Raw genomic sequence first — 25,838 nt, 5'->3', positions numbered from 1 at the left:
CCTTCAGCTGTTAGATGTTACCCTTGTACCAATTGATATGCACCGTTGCCGTGCGTAACGATAGAAAGGGCCCCATATGCTCAATAATCACGAGGTCAATCTAACCGACGAGGAGGCTGCCGCCGAGGTCGCCCGCGTCGCGAAGACCTACCCCGTGGTGCGTTTGCTGTCGGCCGATCAGATTAAGAACGAGCCTAACTGCCTGCTCGCCGGCAATCGGTGCCCTTGTCTGCGTCAGTCAAGTCTTGAGGCCTTGGCAGGTTCCGATGATGTATCGGAGCAGCTGCTCAATGATGGTACCGAGTACCGCGCTCGCCTGCGCCCTCTGAAGGTCGAGGGCGAGCCTCACGTCCTGCTGATGGTGCGTCCGATCGATGAGCAAGAGGCTGCAGAAGAGGACCTCGTCTACACCGACGTGCTGACGGGTGTGCGCAATCGCCGATATTACGAGGAAAAGCTCCGTAGCGCCCGCATGAATGCCGGCGTTGCGGTGATCGACCTTGATGATTTTAGGGTCTTTAACGATACGTGTGGCCGTCATGCCGGCGACCTTGCGCTCGGTGCTGTGGCGACGGCCATACGCAGCGGAATTCGTTCGACTGACGAGCTTGTGCGCTACGGCTGCGACAAGTTTGTGGTCGTCATGCCCAATATTCCCTCCGATGACTTCACCCGTCGCCTGCATCAGGTGTCCGATGCCGTTCATGCCACGATTGTTCCGGGCCATGAGTACGTGAGCTTGACGGCATGTGTTGGTGGCGTTCGCATTCATGGCGAGACGGTCGATGAGGGCGTTGGCCGCGCTGTCCAGTTATTGAGCCGCGCTAAGGCAAAAGCCGGTACGGTCGTGACCGATGCCGATTCCATCGAAGCCTTCCAAAGCGAAAAGCCTTTGGTGCTTATTGTCGATGACTCCGAGATGAACCGAGCCATTCTCAACGAGATGCTCAAGGACGAGTATTGCATCCTCGAGGCCGCCAACGGTCGTACGGCGCTCGACATGGTCGACCGCTATGGCGATGAGTTGTCGCTCGTGCTGCTGGATATTGTCATGCCGGGCATAAGCGGCTTTGAGGTGCTGGCCGATCTGTCACGCCGATCGGGTATCGACAATCTGCCTTTCATCATGATTTCGAGCGAAGATTCCGATGATATGGTTCTGCGCGCGTACGAGCTGGGCGCCTCGGACTATATCAACCGCCCGTTTGACTCCCGTGTCGTGCGCCGCCGTGTAAGCAACACCATCCGCCTATACGCCAAACAGCGCCGCCTGACGAGTCTGCTGTCCCAGCAGTACAACGAGCGCGTCAAGAACAGTCGCATGCTCATCGACATCATGGCCGGTGTCATGGAGCTTCGCAATGGTGAGAGCGGCAGGCACGTTACGAACATCGAGAAGCTGACCGAGCTGCTGCTTGACTGTCTGGTCCAGCGTAGCGACACGATCTCCCTCGACAATGAGGAACGCTCCACGATTGCCCTGGCTTCGGCGCTGCACGATATCGGCAAGATGTCGATTGACGATGCGATTCTCAACAAACCCGGGCGCCTTACGCCCGAGGAGTTCGAGATTATGAAGACGCATACCACGATGGGCGCCGACATGCTGCGTGAGCTGGGTAGCCATCACGTTGGCAATGCGCTTATGGAATATGCGTACCAGATTGCGCGTTGGCATCACGAGCGCTGGGACGGCAAGGGCTATCCCGATGGCCTTAAGGGCGCCGAGATTCCCATTGCCGCGCAGGTGGTCTCGGTGGCCGACGTGTATGATGCGCTGACGAGCGTGCGCGTGTACAAGGACGCTATCCCGCACAAGGAGGCGATCCAGATGATTCTGGACGGTAAGTGCGGCACCTTTAACCCACTGTTGCTCGACTGCCTGCTCGAGGTGCAAGACCGTATTGCTGAGACGTTGGCACGCCCCGCCGACGTTGTTGCGTTTCCCACGATTTAGTTTGACCAAAGGAGTTTTAATCCATGATTTCCATGCGTGAGGCGTATGAGAAGATCGGCGCTAATTATGATGACGCGTGCGCTCGGCTGATGGGCGAGGAAATGCTTGCTCGCTTTGCCCTCAAGTTTTTGGATGACGAGAGCATGGACAAACTGGAGGCCGCCATGGCGGCAGGAGACGCCGAAGGTGCGTTTATGGCAGTGCATACGCTCAAGGGCGTGAGCCAGAACCTGGGATTCGATAATCTGTACGAGCCGGCGGTTGTGGTGACCGATGCGCTGCGCGGCGCCGATGCCGTTGACGGCGCACGCGAGGGAATGCATGCACTGCAGCAGCAATATGCGGCTACGATGTCGGCCCTGCGCGAGGCGGCTGAATAAGAGCTTGCGAGCCTTGGACTGTGTGCCGGCAGCATATAGGTAATAGGGCGCCCCGCCGGACCATGTGGCCGGCGGGGCGCCCTTATCTGTTATGCGGTTCGCGAGCTAGCGGGCCTGCTTTACCTTGGCCGCTGCCTCGACAAACGACTTCCACAGGTTAAAGTCGGTCTCGAGCGTCTTCCACGTGTACTCAGGGTGCCATTGCACGCCCAGGCAGAAAGGCTGGCCTTCGACTTCGATGCACTCGGGAACGCCGTCGGTTGCCTTGGCGACCAAGCGCGTGCTTTTACCCAGACGATCGACGCAGCAGTGATGTGCCGAGTTGGTCTGGATCAGCCTGTGCCCGCCAACCGCGCGCTCCAGCAGCGAGCCCGGCACGACCTCGACGGGATGCACAGGGTCGTTGAGCACGTGGGTATGGCGCCACTGCGTGCGGCCCTCGCGAGCGCCCAGGCTCGGCACGTCCATGCACAGGGTGCCGCCGGTGGCGACGTTGAGCAGCTGCGTGCCGCGGCAGGTGGTAAAGAGCGGCTTTTTGGCGCGGAGCACCTCGTCGACCAGCTTGAACTCAAAACTATCACGGATCTCGCAGCAGAGGGTGGGGTCGTAGGGTCGATCATCGCCCCAACGTTTGGGATTGACATCCGGGCCACCGGGAATGGCGATGCCGTCGGCGATATCGACGTAATGACGGATGACCTCAATGTCCTCGGTGATGGACATCTGCAGCGGCAGGCCGCCGGCGGCAAGGATGGCATCGACAAAGACACTTGCGATTTCTTCGTTGGGGGAGAGCGTTTCGCTTAAAAACGGCTTTGCCCCTTCCCAACGCGGCGCCACCAGGATGAGTGGACGGTCGGCGGGGGCAACGTCGACGTGCGGGGTATAGGACGAGGAGGTATGGGTTCCGATCATAGGTGTTGCTTTCGAATCCGGGTGGACATGGTGCATGGGTGGCGCGGGGCAAACGTTACTGATGAATTTGCCCGCGTGGCAATTGGGTTAGTGGCCCTTGATGGAGTTGAGGAAGTCCTGGGCGCGCTTGGTCTGGGGGTGGTCGAAGAACTCGTCGGGCGTGCCGGTTTCCACGATCTGGCCGTCGGCCATAAACACGACGCGGTCGGCAACGCGGCGGGCGAAGTTCATCTCGTGCGTAATGACAATCATCGTCATGCCCTGCTGGGCCAGGCGGACCATGACCTCGAGCACCTCGTTGATCATCTCGGGGTCAAGGGCACTCGTGGGCTCGTCGAAGAGCATGGCCTTGGGCTGCATGGCGAGCGAGCGGGCAATGGCCACGCGCTGCTGCTGGCCGCCCGAGAGCTGAGCGGGCACCTTGTCGGCCTGTTCGGCAACGCCCACGCGGCTCAGCAGGTCCATGGCGCGCTCACGAGCTTCCTCCTTGGACACGCCCAGCACGTCGACCGGCCCCAGCATGACGTTCTGCAGCACGGTCATATGTGCGAACAGGTTGAACTGCTGAAACACCATGCCCAGTTCGGCGCGCATGCGGGCAAGATCCTTGCCTTCCTGCGGCAGAGGCTCGCCCTCGATGAGGATCTCGCCCGAGTCGATGGTTTCCAGGCGGTTGATGGTTCGGCACATGGTCGACTTGCCCGAGCCCGAGGGGCCGATCACGACGACGACTTCGCCGCGGTCGACCGAGAGATTGATGTCGTTGAGGACGTGCAGATCGCCATAGTGCTTATCGACGTGCTTGAGCTCGATCAGCGGCTGATTGCCGGTAGGAGAAGTGCTCTGTGCCATGGTGCTCGGCTCCTTATGACTCGAAATGGTAAAGCGTTAGCGAATGATGGTCGCGCCGGTCTTGTGCGAAACGTAGACAGCGGCCTTGTTGATCGCGACGTTGATGAGGATATAGATGACCGCGATCACCAGGTAGACCGACACGAGGGCGTCGTAGTTGGTAATGAGCACGCGGGCGTTTTGCATAAGGTCGGGGTAGCTCACCACGTAGGCGACGGTGGTGTCTTTGACGACGACCACAAGCTGCGAAATCAACGACGGAATGATAAACCGAATGGCCTGCGGCAGCACGATTTTAAAAGTGATTTTAGCCTTGGAGAGACCGAGTGCCTGGGCGGCCTCGACCTGGCCGCGCGGCACGGCATTGACGCCGGCGCGGAAGATCTCGGCGAGTACGCCGGCCGCGGCGAGCGCGACGGGAAGCGTGAGCATCCAAAACGACGGCAGTGAAATCTTGTACTGAGGCAGCACCAAAAAGAAGAAGTAGATGAACAGCAGGCTCGGCACGCCACGGAAGAAATCGGTGAGCACGCGGCAGACCAGCTGCAGCGGCTTGATGTCGCTGGTACGGCCGAGCATGAGGGCTAAGCCCAGTACCAGCGCGATGGCGCCGGCGGTGAGCGCGACCTTTACCGTGCCCTCAAAACCGGCAAGCAGGAACTTCCAGGTGGTGAGGTGCGTAAAGAAGTACCAGTAATGGACCGAAAGCTGGCCGGTCACATAAAAGCGCTGCAGTACCAGAGCGATGAGCGCGGCCACGGCAACAAGTGAGATGGCGGTGCCGACGCGAATCTTGGCGCGCATCTTGGGGCCGGGAGCCTCGTAGAGCGCATCGCGCATGGTGAGCGCGGAGGTGGAGTGCTTGCTCATCGGAGGATCCTCACCTTCTTATCGATATAGTTGCCAATGTGGCTCACCACAAAGGCCGTGCCCAGGTAGCCGAGCGCCGAGATAAAGAACGCGGCGACGCCGCCGAGCGAGCGTGTGTTGATGTAGCTCACCACGCCGGTGAGCTCCTGCGGTTTAAGCGGCACCTGACTGCCGAGCGCGGTGGTGAGCATGACGGCGATAAAGAGGTTGGTCATGGGCAGCACGCTCGAGCGCAGCGCCTGCGGAATCACGATCTTGGCGAGGATACGGCTGAAGCTCATGCCCAGCGAGCGGGCGGCTTCCACCTGGCCGACGCCGACGGTGTTGATGCCGCTCATAAAGTTCTCGGAGCCAAAGGCCGAGCCCAGCAACACCGTGGCGACGATAACGCAGGTGCGGTAGGGCAGGACGACCTTGAGCGGCGGCAATGCGTAGACGACGATAATGAGCAGCGCGATGCCGGGGATGTTACGGAAGACCTGGACATACAGGTCGCCAAAGACGCGCAGCGGCTTGAGCGGCGACACGCGCATCACGGTGACGGCGACGGCCAGCACCATGGCGATGGCAAACGACTCAAGCGTCATGCCCCAGGTTGCTAGCAGCGCGTCAATGTAGTTCTGGCCATAGAGCGACCAGAGCTCGGAGAGACTCATGCGGACCTCCCGCCGATAAGGAAAGGGGCTCCCGTGTGTACGGAAGCCCCGACAACTCAGTAAGGAAACAGTTTAGCGCAATAAAGCGCACCGTGCGTTTCCGTATGGTTTCGTTGCGGCCGTTACTAGGCGCGTTGCCTAGGCGCCGATCTCGGGCAGCTCGGGAACATTGGTGTCACCCGTGCGGTCACCGATGCAGATCTGCCACAGCTCGGTCCAGGTGCCGTCGTCCTCAATCTTCTTAAGGAAGTCGTTGACAAAGGCGACGCCGTCGGAATCGAGCGGCAGGCCGATGCCGTAGGGCTCCTTGCTGCCGAAGGGCTTGCCGGCGATCTTGTACTTACCGGGCTCGCGGACCAGGGCGCTTTGCTGCATGTTGTTGTCGATGACATAGGCGTCAACGCGACCCTGCTGGAGTGCCTGGCGGGCCTCCTCGTCGGTCTTGAACTCCTGCTGGCTGGCCTTGGGAACGAACTCCTCCAGGATGGCGGGGCCGTTGGAGCCGGACTGGACGGCGACGTTCTTGTCGGCCAGGTCGTCGACGCTCTTGATGTCGTCGTTATCGGCGAGCACCAGGATGGCCTGCTGCGTGTAGTAGTAGGGGCCGGCGAAGGAGACGAGCTTCTTGCGCTCGTCAGTGATGGTGTAGGTGGCAAAGACGGCGTCGACCTGGCCGTTCTGCAGGACAGACTCGCGCGTGTCCGAGGTCACCTGGGTGATCTCGACCTTGTTCTCGCCCAGAATGTAGTTGGACAGGAGCTGTGCGATACCGGCATCGAAGCCGCGGGTCTGACCGTCTTTCTCGTTGAGGAGGGAGAAGAGCGTGGAGGTCTGAACGCCACCGATCTTAAAGACGCCGGCGTCCTTGACGGCCGTGGCCCAGGTGCTGGCGGCGATGGCATCGTCGTCGGCTTTGGGGCCGTTGTCGACGAGCTTGTCGAATGCCTTGGCATCGAGCGTAGCGGAAACCTCGGTATCCTCGGAGCCCTTGGAGGAGCCGGCGGCGGAACCCTTGTCGGCCTCGGCGCTGGTGTCGGAGCAGCCGGCAAGACCAAGGCCGGCGACGGTTGCGAAGGTGGCGGCAACGAAGCCGCGGCGGTCGAGAACGACCTGCTGGGAGAGGTTCTTGCTCATAGGAGAACACCTTTCTCAAAAAATCCTAGTGGTTGAGTAGAGTTATACCCTATTGCGCTCAAATGGGTCAACACGAAATAACTCAGAAACATACTTGTCTTATGGGTTATTCTACCTACCAAAAAGGGACAGGTTTATTTTGGCAGGTTTTATCTGGGCAAACGTCGGTTGTTGCTGCTGAGATAGTGCTTTTCGGACGGCCCGCCTCGCTGTTTTGTCTCAATCAGTAACAGGTAGACGAGGAAATGGGTTCTAACTGTTGCAGATCGAGATTTTCTCTTCAGGGGAATTCGAATGTCTCGATCTGTAACATCTGGACGGACAAAAGGTCTCTATCTGTTACAGATTGAGACAAAGGTCAGGGACTAAGACGTCTTGTCTAGATCTGTAACAGTTAGACGGGAATTCGGGCCCTAGATGTTACAGATTGAGATAATCGCGTCGCGAAAACAAAAACCTCCGCAGGGGGGTGCTTTCCTTGCGGAGGTTTTCTTACTCGTTGAGTAGTCTTGCGGCTTCGGCGGCCATGTTCTCGACCGTCATGCCGTTCTGCGCGAGCAGTTCGTTGGGGTCGTAGCGGTCGGGGAAGCCCTTGGCGATGCCGAAGGTGCGCGTGCGCACGGGCGTGCAGGCCAGGTAGCACGCCACGCGCTCGCCCCAGCCGCCGTCCAAGATGCCGTCCTCGAGGGTGACGACAACGCGATGCTCGGCGACAAGGCTGTCGAGGAACTCGCGATCGAGCTCGGTTGCAAAGCGCGGGTTGACGAGCGTGGCCTCGATGCCGTACTCGGCGGCCAAGCGGTTTGCCACGCGCTCGCCCAACTCAAAGAAGTCGCCGAGCGCAAGCACGGCAACGTCGCGGCCCTGACGCACCACGTTATAGCGAACGGCGCTGTAGTCGGTGTCTTCGGCGGGCGCAAGGTCGGGACGGCTCACCAGGCCGATGCCCGGTACGCGGATTGCCACGGGATGCTCGCGGTGGTCGAGCGACCAGCTCAGCATGGACAGATATTCCTCCATGCAGGCCGGCGCCAAGTAGTGCATGTTGGGAAGACCGCCCAGCATGGAAATATCAAAGAACGAGAGGTGCGTCTCGGACGTGGTGCCAAAGATTGACGCACCAAACACCAAAATGGTTGCGGGGGCGTCGTTGAGGCACAGGTCGTGCCACAGCTCGTCGTAGGCGCGCTGCAAAAACGTGCCGTACACACCAAAGACTGGCTTGGCGCCCGAGCGCGCAAGCGCGGTGGCAAAGGTCACGGCGTGCTCCTCGGCAATGCCCACATCGACGAACTGTTTGCCGGCGGCAGCGCGAAGCTCGGGTGTAAAGCCCATAATGTAGGGCGTGGCGGCCGTGATGCCAACGACCTGTGGATCGCGCTCGATGGCGGCGCTGAGCGCCTCGCCCGTAATGTCAGCATAGGTGCGCGGCGCGGGCTCGCTCGGATGGCCCGGGCAGAGCTTGCGCCCGGTCGCCATGTCAAACGGACCCACGTGGTGCCAGCGCTCGGGGTCGCTTTGGGCTGGCTCAAAGCCCTTGCCCTTGGCGGTGGAGACGTGCAGCACGATGGGATGATCGATATTGCGCAGTTCCTGCAGCGCGTCGACGAGGGCCAACACATCGTTACCGGCGTCCAGATAGCGGTAGTCGAGCCCCATCGCGCGGAAAACGTTGCGCTCGCAGGTGCCGTTGCTGGCGCGCAGCTCGGCCAGATTGCGATACAGGCCGCCATGGTTCTCGGCAATGGACTGGTCGTTGTCATTGACGATGATGATCAGGTTGCTATCGAGTTCGGCGGCATTGTTAAAGCCCTCAAACGCCAGGCCGCCCGAAAGCGAGCCGTCGCCAATAACGGTAATGACGTTGTACGTATCGCCCGCCAGGTCGCGAGCGTGCGCCAGGCCGCAGCCCAGGCTCACCGAGGTCGAGGTATGGCCCATGGCGAACAGGTCGTGCTCGGACTCGTCGGGATTGGCAAAGCCAGAAGCCTCACCATAACGTTCCGGATCGATATAGGTGTACGCGCGCCCGGTCAGCGCCTTGTGAGCGTAGGTCTGGTGCGACACGTCAAAGACAATCTTGTCGGTGGGAGAGTTAAACACGCGATGAAGCGCAACCGTAAGCTCAACGACGCCCAGGTTGGGGGCAACGTGCCCGCCGACGGCGGCGGAGCTTTCGAGGATTGCCTGGCGGATCTCGCCGCAGAGCTGCGGGAGCTCGGCGCGATTAAGAGCCTTGACGTCCTCGGGCGTTGTCGTTTGCGTAAGCAGCATCGTTGTGGGTTACTCCATGCGAATCGAGCGCCGGCGCTCCCTCGGCCGACACAATTGCACAAGACAGTCTCGCACATTTTGGCGTTTGATATGTGACGGCGGCGCGGTAATTCGCCAACTGGCGGGGCAAAACGTTTTGTCCGATGCCATACTGATGTGTTCCATGATGTTTTTATCGATTGTGCACAAGCCGTGGCTTGCCGCTGTGAGTCGCTGGAAGGAGGCAGCATGTCCGATGTCGTTCGTGCCGAGAACATCGCGTGCGAAGTAGACCATGCTGCCCGTCAACTGGCACAGGCGGGCCGTCTGGACTTGACGCGCGAGTTTATCCAACATGGCGACGTGACGGTCTATGCACATGTGACTTCGGTAGCGCGGGCGAGCCTGTCCTTTGCCGAGTGCTTGGGCCGTGCTGGCATTTCGGTCGACCGTGCTTCGTTGCTGCGCGGAGCCCTGCTGCACGATTACTTTCTCTATGACTGGCACGATCCCGATCCAAGCCATCGGCTGCATGGCTTTCGCCACCCGTTTTTTGCCCTGGCGCGTGCCGAGGAAGATTTTGAACTGACGTCGCGCGAGCGGAATATTATCGTGCGCCATATGTTTCCGCTGGTGCCAGTGCCGCCGACGTGTCGTGAGGCATGGATTGTGTGCCTGGCGGATAAATGGTGTGCTCTGCGCGAGACGGTCGCCTGCCGTCTACCGCGCAAAGGCGGCGCGAACGATTCGAACGAGGGCTCGAGTGACGGCTCGAGCAAAGATTCGAGCGAAAAGAGGAGAGAGTAGACGGTGGGGACCGCGATTGACATGGCGTTTGGCGGCGCGACGCTTGCCGTCTGCCCGCTTTCGGCACTGGTGCTCTCGTTTGCCTTTTACGGGTTTTGCGGCTGGGCGTGGGAGTCGACGGTCTGCGCCATGCTCAATCACGGACGATTTGCCAACAGCGGCTTTTTGCTGGGGCCGTGTTGTCCTATCTATGGTGTGGGCGGCATTGCCTGCTGGCTGCTGTTGCGCGGGATTCCGGATGCCCCGAGCCAGTTTGTCGCTGCAGCGCTCGTATGCAGCGTGATTGAGTACAGCGTAGGCGTGCTGCTGGAAAAAACAACGGGCGCTCGCTTTTGGGACTATTCGCACCTGCCGTTTAACCTGCACGGACGCATCTGTCTGTACTGGGCCTGCGCGTTTGGCTTGGGTGCGTTGTGCATTTGCCGTTTAGTGGAGCCGGCATTGCTGGGGCTGCTTGGCCATCTGCCGGTGCTGATTGTGCGGCTGTCCGCCTTTATCGTCGCGGTCGCGATGATGGTCGACGCAGTGTGCTCTTTGGCCAGCTGGCGCCGCCTGTCTGATCAGTTGGAGCGCGTCCGGGCCGACCTTGCCGACCGCATCAACGAGTCGCTTGCCGATGCGTCTGATTCCATGCTTGAACGTATTCCCGATTCGGCGATCGACTCGGTGGCGCAGACGCATATCCGCAGCCGTGCCGTTAACGCGTGGCTGGCCGAGCTGGGTGACGCCGCGCTCGATGCCCTGTGCGAGAAGGCTTCGATGCCGACGTTTATCGCGGATGGTGCTCGCGGCCTGGCACTTGCTGCCCGCCGCGTGGCCGATGCCGCGCCGAGCATGCCGCGTCCGTCGCTCAGTCGTCGCCTTGCCGGCAAGGGCATAAGCCGTCCGGTGCCGAGCGTGTCACTCAGCCGCCGCGACCTGCGCTTCTTCAATGCCTTCCCGCGCTTGCGTATCAACCGCTACGAGGGCGTCATCCGAGCTACCGACCTCCGCGACCGAGCCCGCGAGCTGTTCCGGCGCTAGCCGGGACGGGCGCGCTCGCGGCTTCCTTGCTCGCGTATTTCCCGTTGGTTTCGCGCCCGTTGCCGCGCCGTTTCCAAGATTGCGGTGCCGTTGGAGACGGCAAGATTTGGGTCGAGCCGGTCGAGGAGGTTATCCGCATCCGCACCGGCGAACATGGCCCCTCTGCGGTGTAGGACAATCTTTCGCCTGACGGGCGTGCCTCTCTTGGGGCGCGCCCGTTCTCGTCTACAATATCGTGCAGACGAAGGAGAGGCATGCCCATGATCAAGATGTTTGCGAGTGACTTAGACGGAACGCTGCTGAACGCCCTGCATGAGGCGGATGGGACCATCCGCCGTGCCATTCGCGAGCTGACCGAGGCTGGCTTGCATGTGGTTCCCGCGACCGGACGCTCGACGCTGCCGATCGGCGAGCATGGCTTTACGGGCCTGGCGCTTGACGCCTGCTGCTCCAACGGGTCCATCGTGCGCGACAGCCATGGCGAGGTGCTCAAGACCTGGACCATCGATCCGCAGATTACCGAGGAGCTGCTCAAGGCGTTCCCGGACATTTGCTTTGATTGCTCCACGCCCGATGGCATGTTCTCGAGCGGTTCGTTCGAGATGCACCAGGCGGGCTTTAAAAAGGACAGTCCTATCAAGCGCATCGTGATGCGCGGCATGCGTGCACGTGGGGGGTATCACGAGGAGCAATATTTCGATCAGTCGATCGGTGACATCCTGCGCCATGACGTGTGCAAGATTAACTGTCGCGTGATCTCGTCCGAGCTGGAGCGCGACCTTAAGGCATATCTGGCCGAGCGATCGGACCGCGTGGTCAACGCACCGTTCGATCCGGTGATGTTTGAGATCACGGACGTGGCGTGCAACAAGGGCGAGAGCGTGGCCTGGCTGGCGGGCTACTACGGTATTGCCGAGGACGAGGTCGCGGTTTACGGCGACGGCGGCAACGACATTGCCATGCTCAAGCGCTTCCGCCACAGCTACGCGACCAAAAACGCAAGCGATGCAGCTAAGGCCGCCGCTAGTGCGACCATCGGCAGTTGCATGGTTCACGCCGTCCCCAAACACATGCTCGCCACCATGCATAAGCAGAACTCCTGCACCATCATCGAATAATGCGACAAAAGGATTGCCCCTTCGTCACATCCCAAATATTGCCTTTACGTGTTGATGCACACGGTGTGCAATAATACTCGCACTGTGCAATAGCGCACAGGCTGAGTAACAAGGAGGACGCTTGTCCCAGCTCGAGAAATGCGATCGCCGGTCCCTTCGCTCGCAGCGTGCCCTTCGCCAGGCACTTGCCAGCGAGCTTGCCGAAAGCGGCGACCTTTCGCGCATTAATGTCGCGTCGCTCACCGAGCGCGCTGGCCTTACGCGTCGCACGTTCTATTCGCACTACCGCGATATCCCCGACTTTATCAATCAAATCGAGGACGGCTTGCTGGCCGAGATTCGTGAGCGCATTGAGCTCATCACTGCAGCTCAGCTGCCCGATCTCTATCACAACATCGATGAGCTCGAGCCGGCGCCCGGTTCGGTTGAGCTGCTGCGTTATCTTGCGGCCAACCGCGACTTAATCGGTGCGCTGCTGGGTCCGGGCGGCGACCAGGCCTTCATTAAAAGGATTATCGACACCGCACGTGAGGCTGTGGTGCCGCGTGCACAGACGGGCATTTTGGGCCTGGCGCTGGGCACGTTCTTTGACTACTACGTCACCTACGTCGTGAGTGCCGAGGTCGGCATGATTCAGCGCTGGTTTGAGCGTGGGCTCACCGAATCGCCCGAGGCCATGGCGCGCATTATGACGGTGCTCGCTTTTGTGCGCCCCGGTGACCTGTATGGCCAACCCATCGATATCAACGTGCCGGAATACGGCATGAAGTTATTGAATTTGCAGCTCGAGGATGCGGTCGACACCGCCGCAACCGTCGAGTCCAACAAGTAAGAGGAGAGACAATGAGCAAACTCGTCGAGGGCATCAAGGATCGCATGGTCGCTGCCGCACGCGAGGCCGCGCCCGCTGTGGTGGACGCCGCGCAGAAGGCAGCGACCGCGGCTGCCGAAAAGGTTGCCGAGGCTGTTGCCGAGGCCAAGAATGCGGCGGGAGAGACGCTTGCCGCCGACGCAGCCACGTCCGTCGTCGCCGAGCCCGTAGCCGCCACCGCCGCCCACGCCCCCGAAGGCGCGATCTTCAACCCCGGCAACGCCCACGGCAACCTGCACCTGGGCATCGACGTGGGCTCCACCACCGTTAAGCTCGCCGTGCTCAACGACGACAACCAGATCGTCTACGCCAAGTACCAGCGCCACCACACCGACGTCCGTGCCTGCGCCCGCGACCTGTTCGAGGGCGCTGCGACCGTGCTGCCGGCTGCCCAAATGACCTGCGCCATCACCGGTTCGGGCGGCCTGCTGCTGTCCCAGTGGCTCGACCTGGAGTTTGTCCAGGAGGTCATCGCCAGCAAACGCGCCGTCGAGACCCTCATCCCGGCAACCGATGTCGCCATTGAGCTGGGCGGCGAGGATGCCAAGATCATCTACTTCGACAACGGCATCGAGCAGCGCATGAACGGCACCTGCGCCGGCGGCACGGGCGCGTTCATCGATCAGATGGCCACCCTGCTGCACACCGATGCCAGCGGCCTCAACGAGCTCGCGGCCAACGCCACCACCATCTATCCCATCGCCAGCCGCTGCGGCGTCTTTGCCAAGACCGACGTGCAGCCGCTGCTCAACGAGGGCGCCCGCCCCGAGGACGTGGCCGCCTCCATCTTCCAGGCCGTCGTGACCCAGACCATCTCGGGTCTGGCGTGCGGCCGTCCCATCCGCGGCAACGTCGCCTTCCTGGGCGGCCCGCTGCAGTATCTCTTCGAGCTGCGCCACCGCTTCTACCTCACGCTCAGCCTGGACGAGGAGCACCGTATCGTGCCCCAAAACGCTCACCTGTTTGTGGCGAGCGGCGCCGCCATGGCGCACGAGTCCAACAAGCTCAGCACGTTCCCGCAGCTCATCGAGGCCATTGATGCCCTGGGTGACACGCAGGGTGCCGAGGTCGAGCGCCTGGACCCGCTCTTTGCCACCGACGAGGACTTTGCCGAGTTCAAGACCCGCCACGACACCGAGGTCGTCCCCAAGGGCAAGCTCGACGGCTATGCCGGCCGCGTGTTCATCGGCATCGACGCCGGCTCCACCACCATGAAAGCCGCACTCGTGGGCGAGGACGGCCAGCTGTTGCACACCTGGTACGGCAACAACAACGGTGACATCCTGGGCACGGCCAAGGTCATCATGGCCGATTTCTACAACCACATCCCCGCCGGCTGCACCATCGGCCACGTGACCACCACGGGCTACGGCGAGGCGCTGCTCATCGAGGCCCTCAAGGCCGACTCCGGCGAGATCGAGACCGTCGCGCACCTGCGCGGCGCCAAGGCGTTCCTGCCCGGCGTCGAGTTCATTCTGGACATTGGCGGCCAGGACATGAAGTGTCTGCGCGTCAAGGACGGCGTCATCGAGCACATCATGCTCAACGAGGCCTGCTCGTCGGGTTGCGGTAGCTTTATCGAGAGCTTCGCCGTCTCTATGAACATGGACGTGTGCGCGTTCGCCGACGCCGCCATCCATGCCAAGGCCCCGGTCGACCTGGGCAGCCGCTGCACGGTCTTTATGAACTCGCGCGTCAAGCAGGCGCAAAAGGAAGGCGCCACGGTGGGCGACATCGCGGCCGGCCTGTCCTATTCCGTCATCAAGAATGCCCTGTTCAAGGTCATTAAGCTACGCGACCCCAAGGAGATCGGCAGCCAGGTGATCGTCCAGGGCGGCACCTTTATGTCCGATGCGACGCTGCGCGCGTTTGAGCAGCTCACCGGCGTTCATGCCGTGCGTCCCGACATCGCCGGCTGCATGGGCGCCTACGGTGCGGCCTTGCTCGCCCGCGATCGCGCCGGCGCCGACGGCACCTCGACCATCCTCTCGGCCGAGGACATCGCACACCTCACCGTGACGCAAAAGCATGTCCGCTGCGGCCGTTGCTCTAACAACTGCCAGCTTACCGTCAACGACTTTGGCGGCGGCAGGCGCTTCATTACCGGCAACCGCTGCGAGAAGGGCGCCGGCCACAAAAAGCAAAAGACCGAGGCCCCCAACCTCTTCAAAAAGAAAAACGAGTTGCTGTTTAACCGCGAGGTGCTGAGCCCCGACGAGGCCCCGCGCGGCACCGTCGGCATCCCGCGCGCGCTCAACATGTACGAGAACTACCCCTTCTGGCATGCATTCTTTACGCGCCTGGGCTTTAGCGTGCAGCTGTCCGACCAGTCGAGCAAAAAGACCTACCAGGCGGGCATCGAGTCCATGCCGTCCGAGAGCGTGTGCTACCCGGCAAAGATGAGCCACGGCCATGTGATGAACCTTATCGACCGCGATGTCGACTTCATCTGGATGCCGTGCGTGCGTTGGGAGCGCAAGGAGGATCCGACGGCTGGCAACTGCTATAACTGCCCCATCGTCATGAGCTACCCCACGGCGCTGGCGCTCAATATTGACGAGATCCGCGAGCAGAACATCGAGTTCCTGTATCCGTTTGTGCCGTATCACGACAAGACCGAGCTCAAGCGCCGCCTGTACCAGGTGCTCGCCGTCGACCGTGTGGCCGATGCTGAGGCCGGTCGCGGTCGCGTGCGCGGTCCTAAAATCACGCGCTCCGAGGTCGATGCCGCCGTCAACGCTGCCTTTGAGGCCGATGCGCGTTTCCACGAGGACATCCAGACTATGGGCGAGGAGGCTCTTAAGTGGGTCGAGGACCACGGCGGCCATGGCATCGTACTCGCCGGCCGTCCTTACCATAACGACCCCGAGATCAACCACGCCCTGCCCGAGCTTATTTCGAGCTTTGGCTTTGCGGTCTTTACCGAGGATTCGCTCGCGCATCTCGTGAAGCCCGAGCGCCCCATCCGCGTCGTCGACCAGTGGATGTACCACAGCCGCCTGTACGCCGTCGCCCGTTTTGTGACGATGCGCAACGATCTGGACCTGATCCAGCTCAACTCCTTCGGCTGCGGCCTGGATGCCCTGACCACCGATCAGGTACAGGAAATCCTAGAGGCCAGCGGCAAGATCTACACCGTGCTCAAGATCGACGAGGTGTCCAACCTGGGTGCCGCGCGCATTCGCATCCGCTCGCTCATGGCCGCGCTTAAGGACCAGGAGGCCGAGCGCCTGGCCGAGGCCACGGCCGCGGGCGAGGCCTACGAGCAGGGCGATGCCGCGCCGGTGGCGCCCTCCACGGATGCCCCCGCATTCGCGAGCCGCAAGTACACGTTCGAGGCGCAGCGCGAGAGTGCTTCGACCGCGTGGCCCAAGGTCCCCTTTACCGAGCAGATGCGCGAGGAGGGCTACACCATCCTGTGCCCGCAGATGGCGCCGATCCACTTTGACCTGGTCAAAGAGGTATTCCGTGGTGCCGGCTACAACTTGGAGCTGCTGCCCTCGACCGACCACGACGCCGTCGAGGCCGGCCTGCGCTATGTGAACAATGACATTTGCTATCCGTCGATCCTGGTAACGGGCCAGATCATGGAGGCCATCGAGAGCGGTCGGTACGACCTGTCCAAGACGGCCGTGGTTATCAGCCAGACCGGCGGCGGCTGCCGTGCCACCAACTACATCGCACTTATCCGCAAGGCCCTGCGCGAGAGTGGCCACCCCGAGATCCCGGTGATCTCGCTTTCTGCTGTGGCGCTCGGCGAGGACAACCCCGGCTTTAAGATTACGCCGGCGCTGCTCAAGCAGGCGGTCTACGCGGTGCTCTTTGGCGACGTGATGATGCAGATGCTCTATCGTTGCCGTCCGTACGAGGCCACTCCCGGCGCTGCCAACGCACTCTACGAGGAGTACATGGCGCGCGCTCGCAAGCTGGCGCCCAAGTTCAACAGGCATAACTACACCAAGCTGTGCCGCGAAGCCATCCGCGCGTTCGACACCATGCCGCTTGTGGGCGAGGGCGCCAAGCCGCGCGTGGGCGTGGTCGGCGAGATCTTGGTCAAGTTCCACCCCACAGCCAACAACCACGTGGTCGATGTCATCGAGCGCGAGGGCTGCGAGGCTGTGGTGCCGGGCCTGCTCGATTTCTTCCTGTACTCCATGAGCAATGCCGAGCTGCAAAAAGACGAGCTGGGAAGCTCTGCCACGGCGCGCGCTAGCATGCAGGCACTCATTAAGCTGGTGGACTGGATGCGTACGCCGGTGGAGGAGATGCTCGAAAAGTCCCGCCGCTTTGAGGCGCCCGAGCGCATCGGCACCATGGCCGACAAGGCCCGCACGGTGCTTTCGGTGTGCAACAACATGGGCGAGGGCTGGCTGCTCACGGCCGAGATGCTCGACCTGATCGACCATGGTGCGCCCAACATCATCTGCACGCAGCCCTTCGCGTGCCTGCCTAACCACGTGGTGGGCAAGGCCGTGATCAAGGAGCTGCGCCGCCAGCATCCCGAGAGCAACATTGTCGCGGTGGACTACGACCCTGGCGCGTCCGAGGTCAACCAGCTCAACCGGATTAAGCTTATGATTAGCGTGGCGAAGGAGAACATGCGCGCCGGCAAGGGCTTTAAGCTCGAGAAGGTGGCGCCGCTCGCAATGGACGAGGTCACCGGCCAGATGCGTGCCCATGATGGCTGCGTGAGCTGCGGGCCGGCCAGCGAGGAGGCCGTTGCATCGGTCGCCAAGCGTCTGGGACGCGGCATTAAGAAGTAGCTTGCCTGCTATGGGCTAGATATGAGACAAACGGGTGGTGGCCGTACCGGCTACCACCCGTTTTTGCTGGACATATGTTGCGCAAATGACCTTGCTACAGCCTTCCGTGGGCTCGCCCGATTTCTGGGCCGGTTTGGGCTTTGAGGACAAGTTACTGCAGGCCCAAGGCGATTTTTCGCTCAACGCAGGCCAGCACGGTGTGACCTATCTGCCAAACGACGAGACGATCGCTATGGACTGCCCATCGCCACCTACGAGATGGAAGCCGAGAAGTACATCTACCGCGTGTACAAGTACGAGCTGTAGCGCTGCGCTTAGGTTTGACCAATGGAGTATGAAAACACGCCGTTCGCCGATGCCCCCTCCGCGAGTGGCAGCCATATGGTTTGATGTCAGAAACATATAGTTGTCGCCAGCCTGCTGGCGACGTTCCCCCTGATATCGGAGGTTCCAGGTATGTTTCACGCTCCGTTAAACAACTATCGGTTGGGCTAACATGGGTCGCCGTACTATTTCGATAACCCTTGCAGTGGTCTGCCTGGCTGTGCTCCTGGGCGCTACAGGGCTGTTTGCTATAAGTCGAGAAACGTCCTATATGCAGGAATGCGCTTCCGAAGGGTTTGCCATTGACGGTTACTATCGGGACGACAAGACGAGTCTGGAAACCCTGGCCTTTCTTGAAGAGGATAACCATCGGTGGCAACTGGTCGACAAAGACGGCAGCTGCGTAGACGGGCAGTTTAAGCGTACGGATGACCCCAACATCCTGATATTAAAGAAGGAAAACGGCGAAGAATTCGGTACGGTCCACGTGGCGTATGTGTCACGCCGACGCGAGCAGGGCCAGCTCTATCTATTTAGAAATAGCAAAGTGACCCGATTTTATCTGGTGAGCACCAAACCTGCGTTTACGGTGGAGTCGGGCGATGTCGATCTGGACAGTTGATTCACGGCAATAAAACAGCGAGCGGGGCGCGGGTGTGAACTGCACCCCGCTATTTGCTCGTGTCCGTATCGCGTCTGCGCCTCGTCGTAGCTTGCATCCGTGCGAGCGTTCATCCCGCGCCGGCATCACTTCACGTCAAACTCCACGCGATCGAGTTCGGGCACATTGAGGTCGATGAGCTTGCGGGCGACGTGACGGTCGTGCGCCCCAAGCGCCTCGCTTGTCGTCACATGGGCGACAATCTCGCGCTCGACGATACCCTCCTCGTCGCCTTCGGTGGCCGAGGTCTCGACGGCGACGGTGTAATCCTTAAAGCCTGGCAGCACCGCCGCAAGCTCGCGCGTGGTTTCGGTGACGCCGTAGCCGTCCTGCACGCCGGCCTGCGCCGAGCCAATAGACCCCGCCGTCATAACGATGCAGGGGATAGCAAAGACTACCGTGCCCACGATGATGCGGCGGCGCACCTTGCGCGATAGCTCGTCGACCTCGGCGTTTTCTTCTGCAGTCACAATACCGTCGCCGTTGAGGTCGCGCTTGAGCGGTACGCGCAAAAGAAGCAGCACAGCTTCGGCAGCCAGCGCGATAAAGACGACGTTGATGCCAAACTCGTAGAGCGCCGAGAGAAACAGTGGCCCGCTTGCGATGGCGATGCCATAGCCCGCCGCGCACAGGGGCGGCATGAGCGCGGTCGCAACGGCCACGCCGGCGATAAGCGTGGCGGGTTCCTGGTCGCGCGAGTTGCCCAGGCCACCCGCAAAGCCGCCCGCGAGCGCGACGGCAAGGTCCCACACGGTCGGTGTCGAATTGTCGATGATGGCGGCCGTGGTGGTGCCAAGGGGTGAGAGCTTAAAGTACAACGTGGACGTGACCAGGCAAAAGGCCATCTGTAGAGCCAAGCTCGCGATGGCCTCGACGGTAATCTCGCGGTCGAGCGTGGCGATGCCGTATGCCATGGCAAGGACCGAGCCCATGAGCGGGCAGATGAGCATGGCGCCTACAATGGCGATATCCGAGTCGATATCGAGGCCGATGCTCGCGATGAGCATGGCGATGATGAGGATGCATAGGTGGGAGCCAGTCAGACGCGCCCCGTTTACAAAACGCTTGCGGATCACGTGGTAGGGCGCGCGACCCTCGCGAATGTTGAACGCCCTCTTTAGAAAGCGACCTGCCTGCTCAGCTGCCTCGCTATGGGCAGGGCGGATGCCGTGGCGCCGGTGATGGCGTTCGCGTAGTCGCTTGATCTGTTGTTTGTCGAGTTCCATGTCCACCTCGTTCCAGGGCGGTCCGCGCAACGCACCCGTTGTTCTAACTCTACACCGTGGCGGGCGGGGTGCCTGTTGGACGCGGGATCCGATAGGACGGATGACGCGGGAGCAAATGCAAATCACAGGCTCAATTCCATCCCGCGAAAATATGATGCACCAGCTCCTACATATGTGACGAAATTGTGAAGCACGAGAGCGTGAATTTCAAAAAATCCGCCGGTGACCAATGTTGCGCAACAGAATTCAAAAATCAGCTCTTACATTTTGAAGCGTATGGATACATCCGTGTCAAAGGGAGAAAGCCATGGCAAACTACAGTCCACAACACTTTGAGCCTAGGGCCAAGGCCGTCAACGTCAAGGGCGTTGCCAACCGCGCCGTCGCAACCGTTTTGACGGCGGGCCTCATCGCTCAGCCGCTCATGTCGCCGCTGGCGGCAATCGCCGCACCGTCAACCGATAACGGCGATTCTGTTCAGGGGGGGGGTAGTTCTGTAGAGAATACCGTTGCCGCCGGTAACCAAGCGGTCGTAAAGACGGCTGCCCAGCTGGCCGAGGAGTCGGCAAAGCAGCTCAAGGACGCTCAGGCCGCCTACGATGCCGCCCAGAAGAAGGCCGACGCGGCGGGCCAGTCTCAAAAGCAGGCGCAGCAGCAAAAGGATCAGGCCTCGCAGGCAGTAAGCGACAACGAAATCGAGCAGAACGCAGCAGAAGTCGCCGCGCTCCAGGAGAAGATCGACGAGCTCAAGGCGGCCGTCGAAAAGACCGAGCAGCAGCAGAAGAAGCTGGGCGACCTCAACGATCAGCTCGATCAGGCCAACAAGAGTGTCGAGGATAAGACCCAGGCGCTCAAGGACGCCAAGGCAAAGCAGGATGAGGCCAAGAAGGCCCTCGACGATGCACAGGCCAAGCTCGAGGCCATGGGTATGGACGAGTACGAGGCCGCCAAGAAGGCCGTCGAGGACGCGCAGACAAAGCTCGATGACGCCAATAAGGCCGTTACTACTGCACAGGCCAATCTGGACCAGGCCAAGGCTGCCGAGGCCAGCGCCCAGCAGGAAAAGCAGAATACCGAGGCAGCTTTGACGACTGCCCAGGCCAAGAAGCAGGAGACTGCCGCTGCTCTCGCAGCCGCAACCACCGCGCGCGATAACGCCCAGCAGAAGTTCAACCAGGCGCAGGCCGCGCTAAATGCTGCCGTCTCGGGTACGGGTGTTGACCTGAGTGCGCTTGAGGCCGCCATGAACGCTGCTGCTGGTGAGCTCAAGACCGCGCAGACGGAGCTCAACGCCGCGACGGATGCCGACGCTACCGCCCAGGCGAACCTGCTGGCGGCCCAGAATACCGCCACCGCCGCGCAGGAGAAGGCCAACGCCGCCAACGCTGCCGTGGCATCTGCCCAGTCCGCATACGATGCGGCAAACAAGGAGTACAACGCCGCCGCCAGCGAGCGCGACGCCGCCAAGGCCGCATACGAGAAGGCGCAGCAGACCGAAGCAGACAAGAAGACCGCGTACGATAAGCTTGTCGAAGTTCGCAAGCAGAAACGCGGCGAGTGGGAGACGGCATGCGCCGCTTCGAACGCCGCGGAAAAGGCTTATGACGCTGCTAATGCCCAGGTTGAGGCTCTTGAGCAGCAGATTGCAGACCTAAAGTCCAACATGACCGTTGACCAGGAAGTCATCAGTCAGGGTATGTTCGGCTTCATGAACTACATCATCGGCGGCAGCCAGTTCACAGCCACGCAGAAAAAGAACGCCCAGGATGCCGTATCGACGTTGACCGGCGCCGATGACAAGGCCGAGTGGTATGACGATTACGTCGATCAGGACATGTCTCGCGACACCAACCCGCTTTCCTTGGAGCAGATGCGAAACGCCCTGACATATCTCGACACCCAGAACAACCTCCGCAAGGCGAACGGCCAGTCGGCGCTCAGCGTCAGCCTCCGCATGACTGTGGCCGCCGCCCTTAATGCATCATATTCGTCGAACCACTGGGGACACTCGAACTGCTACTCGGATAACGGTGAAAATCTTGCTGGCGGTGGCGGTGCATATACCGGCGGCGAGACTGAGGACACCCTAGGCTGGCCCTATACTGGTCTCTACACTCAGGAGAAGGTTAATTACGAGAATTGGATTAAAAAGAACGGTGCGGATAGCGAGGTTGGCAAAGATCTCATGGCTCATCGCTATGATTCGTACTATATCTACCAAAACTATCGCGATGTCTATTCCGGTACAAAAGATGAGAACGGTAAGGAAAGAGGAGACGGCTGCGGGCACTATCTCAACATTATCGATTCCGCTACGGTGGCTATCGGCATCGCGACGGGTAGCGGTAAAAACACCGATTCCGAGGTAACCATCTTCGATTACAGCGCTGATGACACTCAGGCTGATTTCACAGTCTCCGAGTTCAAGAAGCTCCTGAACGACTACATCGATTCCGCCTACAATGCAGGCGGCACGCAGGAGCAGAAGGAGCAGCTGAAGCAGCTTCAGAACAAGCTGGCAGAGGCGCAGAAGACGCTGGGCACGGCCGATACGGCATATCTCGCTGCTCTCAATAATCAGAAAGACGCACAAGACGCCTATACCGCGGCTGACACGAACGTGAACACCGCCAAGGGCGAGTACGAGAAGGCTAAGTCCGGCACCGCCGCCGCGAAGACGGCATACGACGCCGCCGAAGCCAAACTCAAGGGTGTCGACGTCAAGACGCCCCAGACCAAGCTCGACGCCGCCAAGGGCGAGGCCGCTACTGCCCAGGCAGCTCTCGATAAGGCAAACGCCACGCTTGCTGACAGCAAGACGAAGGCAGCCGAGGCCGCTGCTCACAAGGCGAAGGCTCGCAGCGCCCGCGACGCCGCCAAGGTAAAGTCCGATCAGGCCAACGAGGCGTATGACAACGCTACCGCTTCGGTCAAGGACCTTGCCGCCAAGTGCGATGCCGCCAAGACGGATCTTGCGAACAAGCAGGGCACGCTTGACGATGCCAAGAAGGCCGACGACACTGCCCAGGCTGGCGTTGACAAGGCTCAGGCCGCAGATGTGCACGCCGCGACCGCTCTTTCGGGCGCCAAGCAGGCAGTTGCCGCCAAGACGCAGACCCTGTCCGACGCACAGGCGAAGGCCAAGGCCGCCGAGGACGAGCTTGCCACCGCAAACAAGGCCTTCGAGCGCTTCGCCGGTGCCCAGAAGGCGGTCGACGACGCCAAGGCCGCCTATGACGCTGCCGTCGCCGGTGTCGCCGATGCCCAGAAGCAGCTCGAGGCCGCCAACGAAGCCGTCGTCGATGCGAACCTCGATATCTTCAAGGCCAAGGCCGAGCTTGCCAACGATGAGGCACTCAAGGCCGATCTTGAGGCTGTCGACCACAAGGCATCCCTTGCCGCGGGCACGACGGGCAACGAGAAGCTGGTCAAGCTGAACGCTGCCTACGCTCGCTACAAGGCTGCCGTCGATGCTGCCGCTGGTCTCAAGGCTGCCCTGAGCGATGCCGATGCCAAGCTGTCCGACGCCAACGACGCCTATGCCGACGCGCTTGCCGAGCTTGACGATGCCAAGGATGCCTTGGCTGCCGCGCAGGCCGAGTACGACAAGTATCATCCCAAGGCTGAGCCGCAGGCCAAGCCTCAGGTTGCGCAGGCTGCTGCAAAGGCCCCCGTTGCCAAGAAACAGGCTGCGCCTGCCGCGCTCGCCCAGACCGGTGATGACTCCGCTCTTGCGGGCGAGGTGTTCGTCATCGGCGGTATCACCCTCGTGGCCGCTGGTGTGACGCTGAGCGATCGTCGTCGCAAGCAGATGTAGCGTTTCGAGCGTAGATTCTGCAACGAACTTCAGTTCATAGCAGGAACGCTTCGATAGCTTAACCGATAAGGCCGGCTCGCTGTTAAACGCAGCGCGCCGGCCTTTCTTTGTTTCGATATCAAAAAGCCCGGTCGGTAGCCGCGAAAGCTACCGACCGGGCAAATCGTAGGCAATATGGTTGCTGTCGAGCAGCTGCTCGACTTAGCCCAGCAGGCTCAGACCCACGGAGACAAACGCCAGGATAACGCCGACGATGGACTCGCCGCCGAGCAGGCCGCTGGCGACAACCAGGCCCTGTTCCTGGAAGGCGGCGTCCTTGGCAGCCCTCTCCTCGTCAGAAAGACCAGCGGTGGCGTCGCGGTGGGCAGACCACTTGTCGTAGGCGAGCTTGACGCAGGAGCCCAGGAATGCCGTGAGTGACATGTAGAACGGCAGGTACACGCCCAGGCCGATCATCATGGCCGGAATGCCGAGCCAGTACATGACGATGCCGGCGATAAAGCCGCCTGCGAACCACGGCACGCTCGGGATACCCGAGACCATGGTGGCGACCACACTTGCCTGCGCGGCAACGAAGCTCTTGTCGGGACCAAAGGCGTCCGGACCATAGGCGGTGACGAGCGCGACCATGACGGCGGCGGCGACCAAGGCGCCCACGATGCCGCCGATGGCCTGGCCGATCCACTGTGCGCGCGGGTTGGTGCCCAGCACGGCACCGGCCTTAAAGTCGTTCATGACGTCGCCCGCAAGGCCGCACGCCACGGCTACGATGCCGGCGATAAAGAACAGCTTGACCTGAGCGAGCTGCGCGAAGGCGGCAACGATGAGCATGACGATGAGGCCGAAGATCTCCATGGGGTCGATGCCCGTCTGGCCGCAGCTCTGCGCGCTCATGATGGTGGTGACAAAGGTGAACAGCGTCACGATGACGGCCGGAACGGGGCCAAGGTCGAGCACGATGGCGATGATCACGGCGATGGCGGCAGCGCCTAGGCCGATGATGCCGGCGTCGAGCTTAAGGGAGCCCGAGATGAGCGACTGCTCGTCGGTGTCGGTGGAGCTGTCGGCGGCTAGACCGCGGACGATGCCGGCGACCTGTGGCAGGATGTCCTTGAGGACGACAGCGACGCCAAAGCCCATCATGAGGCCCATGCCCAGGGACTTGACGATGCCCTGCGCAGTCACAACGTCAAACAGACCGGCAGCGGTGCCGCCGACAATGATGCCAAAATTGCCCAGCAGCGCGCCGGCAAACCAGAAGGCGACCGGGGCGAAGCCCACGAGGAAGCCGACGGAGAGCAGCATGGGCGAGTTGTAGATGCCAAAGGTCACGCCGGGGATGTTGAGCGTGCACAGCATGCTGGGCACCACGCCCAGGGCGTCGCGCAGCACGCTATAGATGCCGGCGATGGCCATGGAACCAAAGAGCTGCTTGCCGGTTTTGCCGCCAGCCTCGGTCGCGCGCAAGGTCTGAGCCGCGGCGTTGCCGGTGGGGAACTCAAGCGCGGCGTCCACGATAAAGTGACGGTGGATGAGTGCCGTGGCCAGCAGGCCCAGGATGGTGCCGGCGAGTGCCACGATAAACATGTCGAGCCAGCTGATCTGGTCGGCATAGCCCAGCATCCAGGCGCCCGGGATGGTAAACGCCAGGCCGCCGGCGACCATGGCGCCCGCGGACATGATGGTGTGGGTGACGTTGGCCTCGTTGAGGCTGGCATTGCCCATGAGCTTAAGGAAGAACAGCGAGATGACGGCAGCGAAGACGATCGGCCAGGGGAGTGCGCCCATCTTGAGGGCGGTGTAGGCCGAGCTTGCCGTGATAATCACGCAGCCAAGGACGCCGATGACGACGCCGCGCAGCGTGAGTTGCCCGCGCATCGAAGCGCGGTTCGAGGGATTGCTCATATAGAACTCCTTTGCGTATATCCGCTTCCCCCGGGAGCGCCGCTACGGATACGGCGCGGGAAGTCGGGTTACCAAGGGCCGCCGCGTGAGCTCGCGCGCGACCGCGCACCAGTATAGCCGCAAGGCAGCTCATTTGGGACGGGGCTTTTTTAGCTGACCCAGGCTCGGCCAAAGGATGATTATTCTGGGACGTGTCTCTATAGTTTTGTCAACCGCGTGCTTCGCGCCATTTCGGCATGACGCATCCGGGCGCCTGGCGCCCCCGCTTGGTTTCCTCTTCGGTTGATCCCGCCGCCCGCTAGGCCG

Annotated in this window: 17 protein-coding genes; 9 read left to right on the top strand and 8 right to left on the bottom strand. The window is 61.3% G+C overall.

The features are described 5' to 3' along the window. The first annotated feature begins 76 nt into the window (after positions 1–76). Together NBH09_RS08485 and NBH09_RS08480 are read left to right on the top strand one after the other, a co-directional pair. Positions 77–1,957, top strand: a complete 1,881-nt coding sequence (locus NBH09_RS08485) for a diguanylate cyclase (protein ID WP_250787702.1) — start codon at positions 77–79, stop codon at positions 1,955–1,957. Between the two features lie 23 nt (positions 1,958–1,980). Continuing rightward, the gene (locus tag NBH09_RS08480; protein WP_238022585.1) at positions 1,981–2,337 is read left to right on the top strand and encodes an Hpt domain-containing protein; all 357 of its coding nucleotides are present in this window, start codon (positions 1,981–1,983) and stop codon (positions 2,335–2,337) included. Between the two features lie 105 nt (positions 2,338–2,442). On the opposite strand, the gene NBH09_RS08475 is transcribed toward NBH09_RS08480, so the two are convergent. From NBH09_RS08475 to NBH09_RS08450, 6 genes are all read right to left on the bottom strand, one after another. Further along, positions 2,443–3,252 (bottom strand): gamma-glutamyl-gamma-aminobutyrate hydrolase family protein, encoded by an 810-nt coding sequence (locus NBH09_RS08475; RefSeq protein ID WP_250787701.1) that lies wholly within the window; start codon positions 3,250–3,252, stop codon positions 2,443–2,445. Between the two features lie 87 nt (positions 3,253–3,339). Next, positions 3,340–4,104: an amino acid ABC transporter ATP-binding protein gene (locus tag NBH09_RS08470; protein ID WP_284703140.1), complete on the bottom strand. Its 765-nt coding sequence runs from the start codon at positions 4,102–4,104 to the stop codon at positions 3,340–3,342. A gap of 36 nt (positions 4,105–4,140) precedes the next feature. Then, entirely contained in the window at positions 4,141–4,974 is an 834-nt protein-coding gene (locus tag NBH09_RS08465; protein ID WP_117629933.1) for an amino acid ABC transporter permease, read from the bottom strand. Then, on the bottom strand, positions 4,971–5,630 hold the full coding sequence (locus tag NBH09_RS08460) for an amino acid ABC transporter permease (protein ID WP_022094657.1): 660 nt from the start codon (positions 5,628–5,630) through the stop codon (positions 4,971–4,973). The genes NBH09_RS08465 and NBH09_RS08460 overlap by 4 nt, the downstream gene beginning before the upstream one ends. A gap of 138 nt (positions 5,631–5,768) precedes the next feature. Beyond that, positions 5,769–6,764, bottom strand: coding sequence for a glutamate ABC transporter substrate-binding protein (locus NBH09_RS08455; protein WP_250787700.1), 996 nt, complete (start codon positions 6,762–6,764; stop codon positions 5,769–5,771). A gap of 492 nt (positions 6,765–7,256) precedes the next feature. Further along, positions 7,257–9,038: a 1-deoxy-D-xylulose-5-phosphate synthase gene (locus NBH09_RS08450; protein ID WP_250787699.1), complete on the bottom strand. Its 1,782-nt coding sequence runs from the start codon at positions 9,036–9,038 to the stop codon at positions 7,257–7,259. Positions 9,039–9,266: 228 nt separating this feature from the next. Here NBH09_RS08450 and NBH09_RS08445 point away from each other — a divergent pair, with 228 nt between their 5' ends. The 6 genes from NBH09_RS08445 (at position 9,267) to NBH09_RS08415 (ending at position 18,545) form a co-directional block, all read left to right on the top strand. Then, entirely contained in the window at positions 9,267–9,824 is a 558-nt protein-coding gene (locus tag NBH09_RS08445) for an HD domain-containing protein (RefSeq protein WP_250787698.1), read from the top strand. A gap of 3 nt (positions 9,825–9,827) precedes the next feature. Next, a complete protein-coding gene (locus tag NBH09_RS08440) occupies positions 9,828–10,847 on the top strand; it encodes a putative ABC transporter permease (protein WP_250787697.1) in 1,020 nt (339 codons plus the stop codon). 260 nt (positions 10,848–11,107) lie between these two features. Beyond that, positions 11,108–11,965 carry an HAD-IIB family hydrolase gene (locus tag NBH09_RS08430; protein WP_250787696.1) on the top strand — a complete coding sequence of 286 codons (858 nt, stop codon included), beginning with the start codon at positions 11,108–11,110 and terminating at the stop codon, positions 11,963–11,965. 121 nt (positions 11,966–12,086) lie between these two features. After that, positions 12,087–12,797, top strand: a complete 711-nt coding sequence (locus NBH09_RS08425; protein ID WP_250787695.1) for a TetR/AcrR family transcriptional regulator — start codon at positions 12,087–12,089, stop codon at positions 12,795–12,797. Between the two features lie 11 nt (positions 12,798–12,808). Beyond that, positions 12,809–17,599: a 2-hydroxyacyl-CoA dehydratase gene (locus tag NBH09_RS08420; RefSeq protein WP_250787694.1), complete on the top strand. Its 4,791-nt coding sequence runs from the start codon at positions 12,809–12,811 to the stop codon at positions 17,597–17,599. Between the two features lie 496 nt (positions 17,600–18,095). Next, a complete protein-coding gene (locus tag NBH09_RS08415; RefSeq protein WP_250787693.1) occupies positions 18,096–18,545 on the top strand; it encodes a hypothetical protein in 450 nt (149 codons plus the stop codon). Between the two features lie 125 nt (positions 18,546–18,670). On the opposite strand, the gene NBH09_RS08410 is transcribed toward NBH09_RS08415, so the two are convergent. Next, a complete protein-coding gene (locus NBH09_RS08410) occupies positions 18,671–19,810 on the bottom strand; it encodes a DUF389 domain-containing protein (RefSeq protein ID WP_250787692.1) in 1,140 nt (379 codons plus the stop codon). 307 nt (positions 19,811–20,117) lie between these two features. Between NBH09_RS08410 and NBH09_RS08405 the strand changes: the two genes are divergently transcribed. After that, the gene (locus NBH09_RS08405) at positions 20,118–23,627 is read left to right on the top strand and encodes a CAP domain-containing protein (protein WP_250787691.1); all 3,510 of its coding nucleotides are present in this window, start codon (positions 20,118–20,120) and stop codon (positions 23,625–23,627) included. 201 nt (positions 23,628–23,828) lie between these two features. Here the strand turns inward: NBH09_RS08405 and NBH09_RS08400 are convergent, their stop codons facing one another. Continuing rightward, the gene (locus NBH09_RS08400; RefSeq protein WP_250787690.1) at positions 23,829–25,532 is read right to left on the bottom strand and encodes an OPT/YSL family transporter; all 1,704 of its coding nucleotides are present in this window, start codon (positions 25,530–25,532) and stop codon (positions 23,829–23,831) included. Positions 25,533–25,838: the final 306 nt, after the last annotated feature.

The organism is Collinsella sp. BG-O-102 (assembly GCF_023656745.1).
Classification (GTDB): Bacteria; Actinomycetota; Coriobacteriia; order Coriobacteriales; family Coriobacteriaceae; genus Collinsella.
Note: the sequence above shows the minus strand (reverse complement) of the source record. Positions and strands in the feature narration are given on the sequence as shown.

Excerpts from the sequence above, each read along its gene's own strand:
- NBH09_RS08455 (WP_250787700.1), bottom strand. The coding sequence starts at position 6,764 with ATGAGCAAGAACCTCTCCCAGCAGGTCGTTCTCGACCGCCGCGGCTTC.
- NBH09_RS08420 (WP_250787694.1), top strand. The coding sequence starts at position 12,809 with ATGAGCAAACTCGTCGAGGGCATCAAGGATCGCATGGTCGCTGCCGCA.
- NBH09_RS08480 (WP_238022585.1), top strand. The coding sequence starts at position 1,981 with ATGATTTCCATGCGTGAGGCGTATGAGAAGATCGGCGCTAATTATGAT.
- NBH09_RS08430 (WP_250787696.1), top strand. The coding sequence starts at position 11,108 with ATGATCAAGATGTTTGCGAGTGACTTAGACGGAACGCTGCTGAACGCC.
- NBH09_RS08410 (WP_250787692.1), bottom strand. The coding sequence starts at position 19,810 with ATGGAACTCGACAAACAACAGATCAAGCGACTACGCGAACGCCATCAC.
- NBH09_RS08415 (WP_250787693.1), top strand. The coding sequence starts at position 18,096 with ATGGGTCGCCGTACTATTTCGATAACCCTTGCAGTGGTCTGCCTGGCT.
- NBH09_RS08465 (WP_117629933.1), bottom strand. The coding sequence starts at position 4,974 with ATGAGCAAGCACTCCACCTCCGCGCTCACCATGCGCGATGCGCTCTAC.
- NBH09_RS08475 (WP_250787701.1), bottom strand. The coding sequence starts at position 3,252 with ATGATCGGAACCCATACCTCCTCGTCCTATACCCCGCACGTCGACGTT.
- NBH09_RS08485 (WP_250787702.1), top strand. The coding sequence starts at position 77 with ATGCTCAATAATCACGAGGTCAATCTAACCGACGAGGAGGCTGCCGCC.
- NBH09_RS08470 (WP_284703140.1), bottom strand. The coding sequence starts at position 4,104 with ATGGCACAGAGCACTTCTCCTACCGGCAATCAGCCGCTGATCGAGCTC.
- NBH09_RS08405 (WP_250787691.1), top strand. The coding sequence starts at position 20,118 with ATGGCAAACTACAGTCCACAACACTTTGAGCCTAGGGCCAAGGCCGTC.
- NBH09_RS08400 (WP_250787690.1), bottom strand. The coding sequence starts at position 25,532 with ATGAGCAATCCCTCGAACCGCGCTTCGATGCGCGGGCAACTCACGCTG.
- NBH09_RS08450 (WP_250787699.1), bottom strand. The coding sequence starts at position 9,038 with ATGCTGCTTACGCAAACGACAACGCCCGAGGACGTCAAGGCTCTTAAT.
- NBH09_RS08445 (WP_250787698.1), top strand. The coding sequence starts at position 9,267 with ATGTCCGATGTCGTTCGTGCCGAGAACATCGCGTGCGAAGTAGACCAT.
- NBH09_RS08460 (WP_022094657.1), bottom strand. The coding sequence starts at position 5,630 with ATGAGTCTCTCCGAGCTCTGGTCGCTCTATGGCCAGAACTACATTGAC.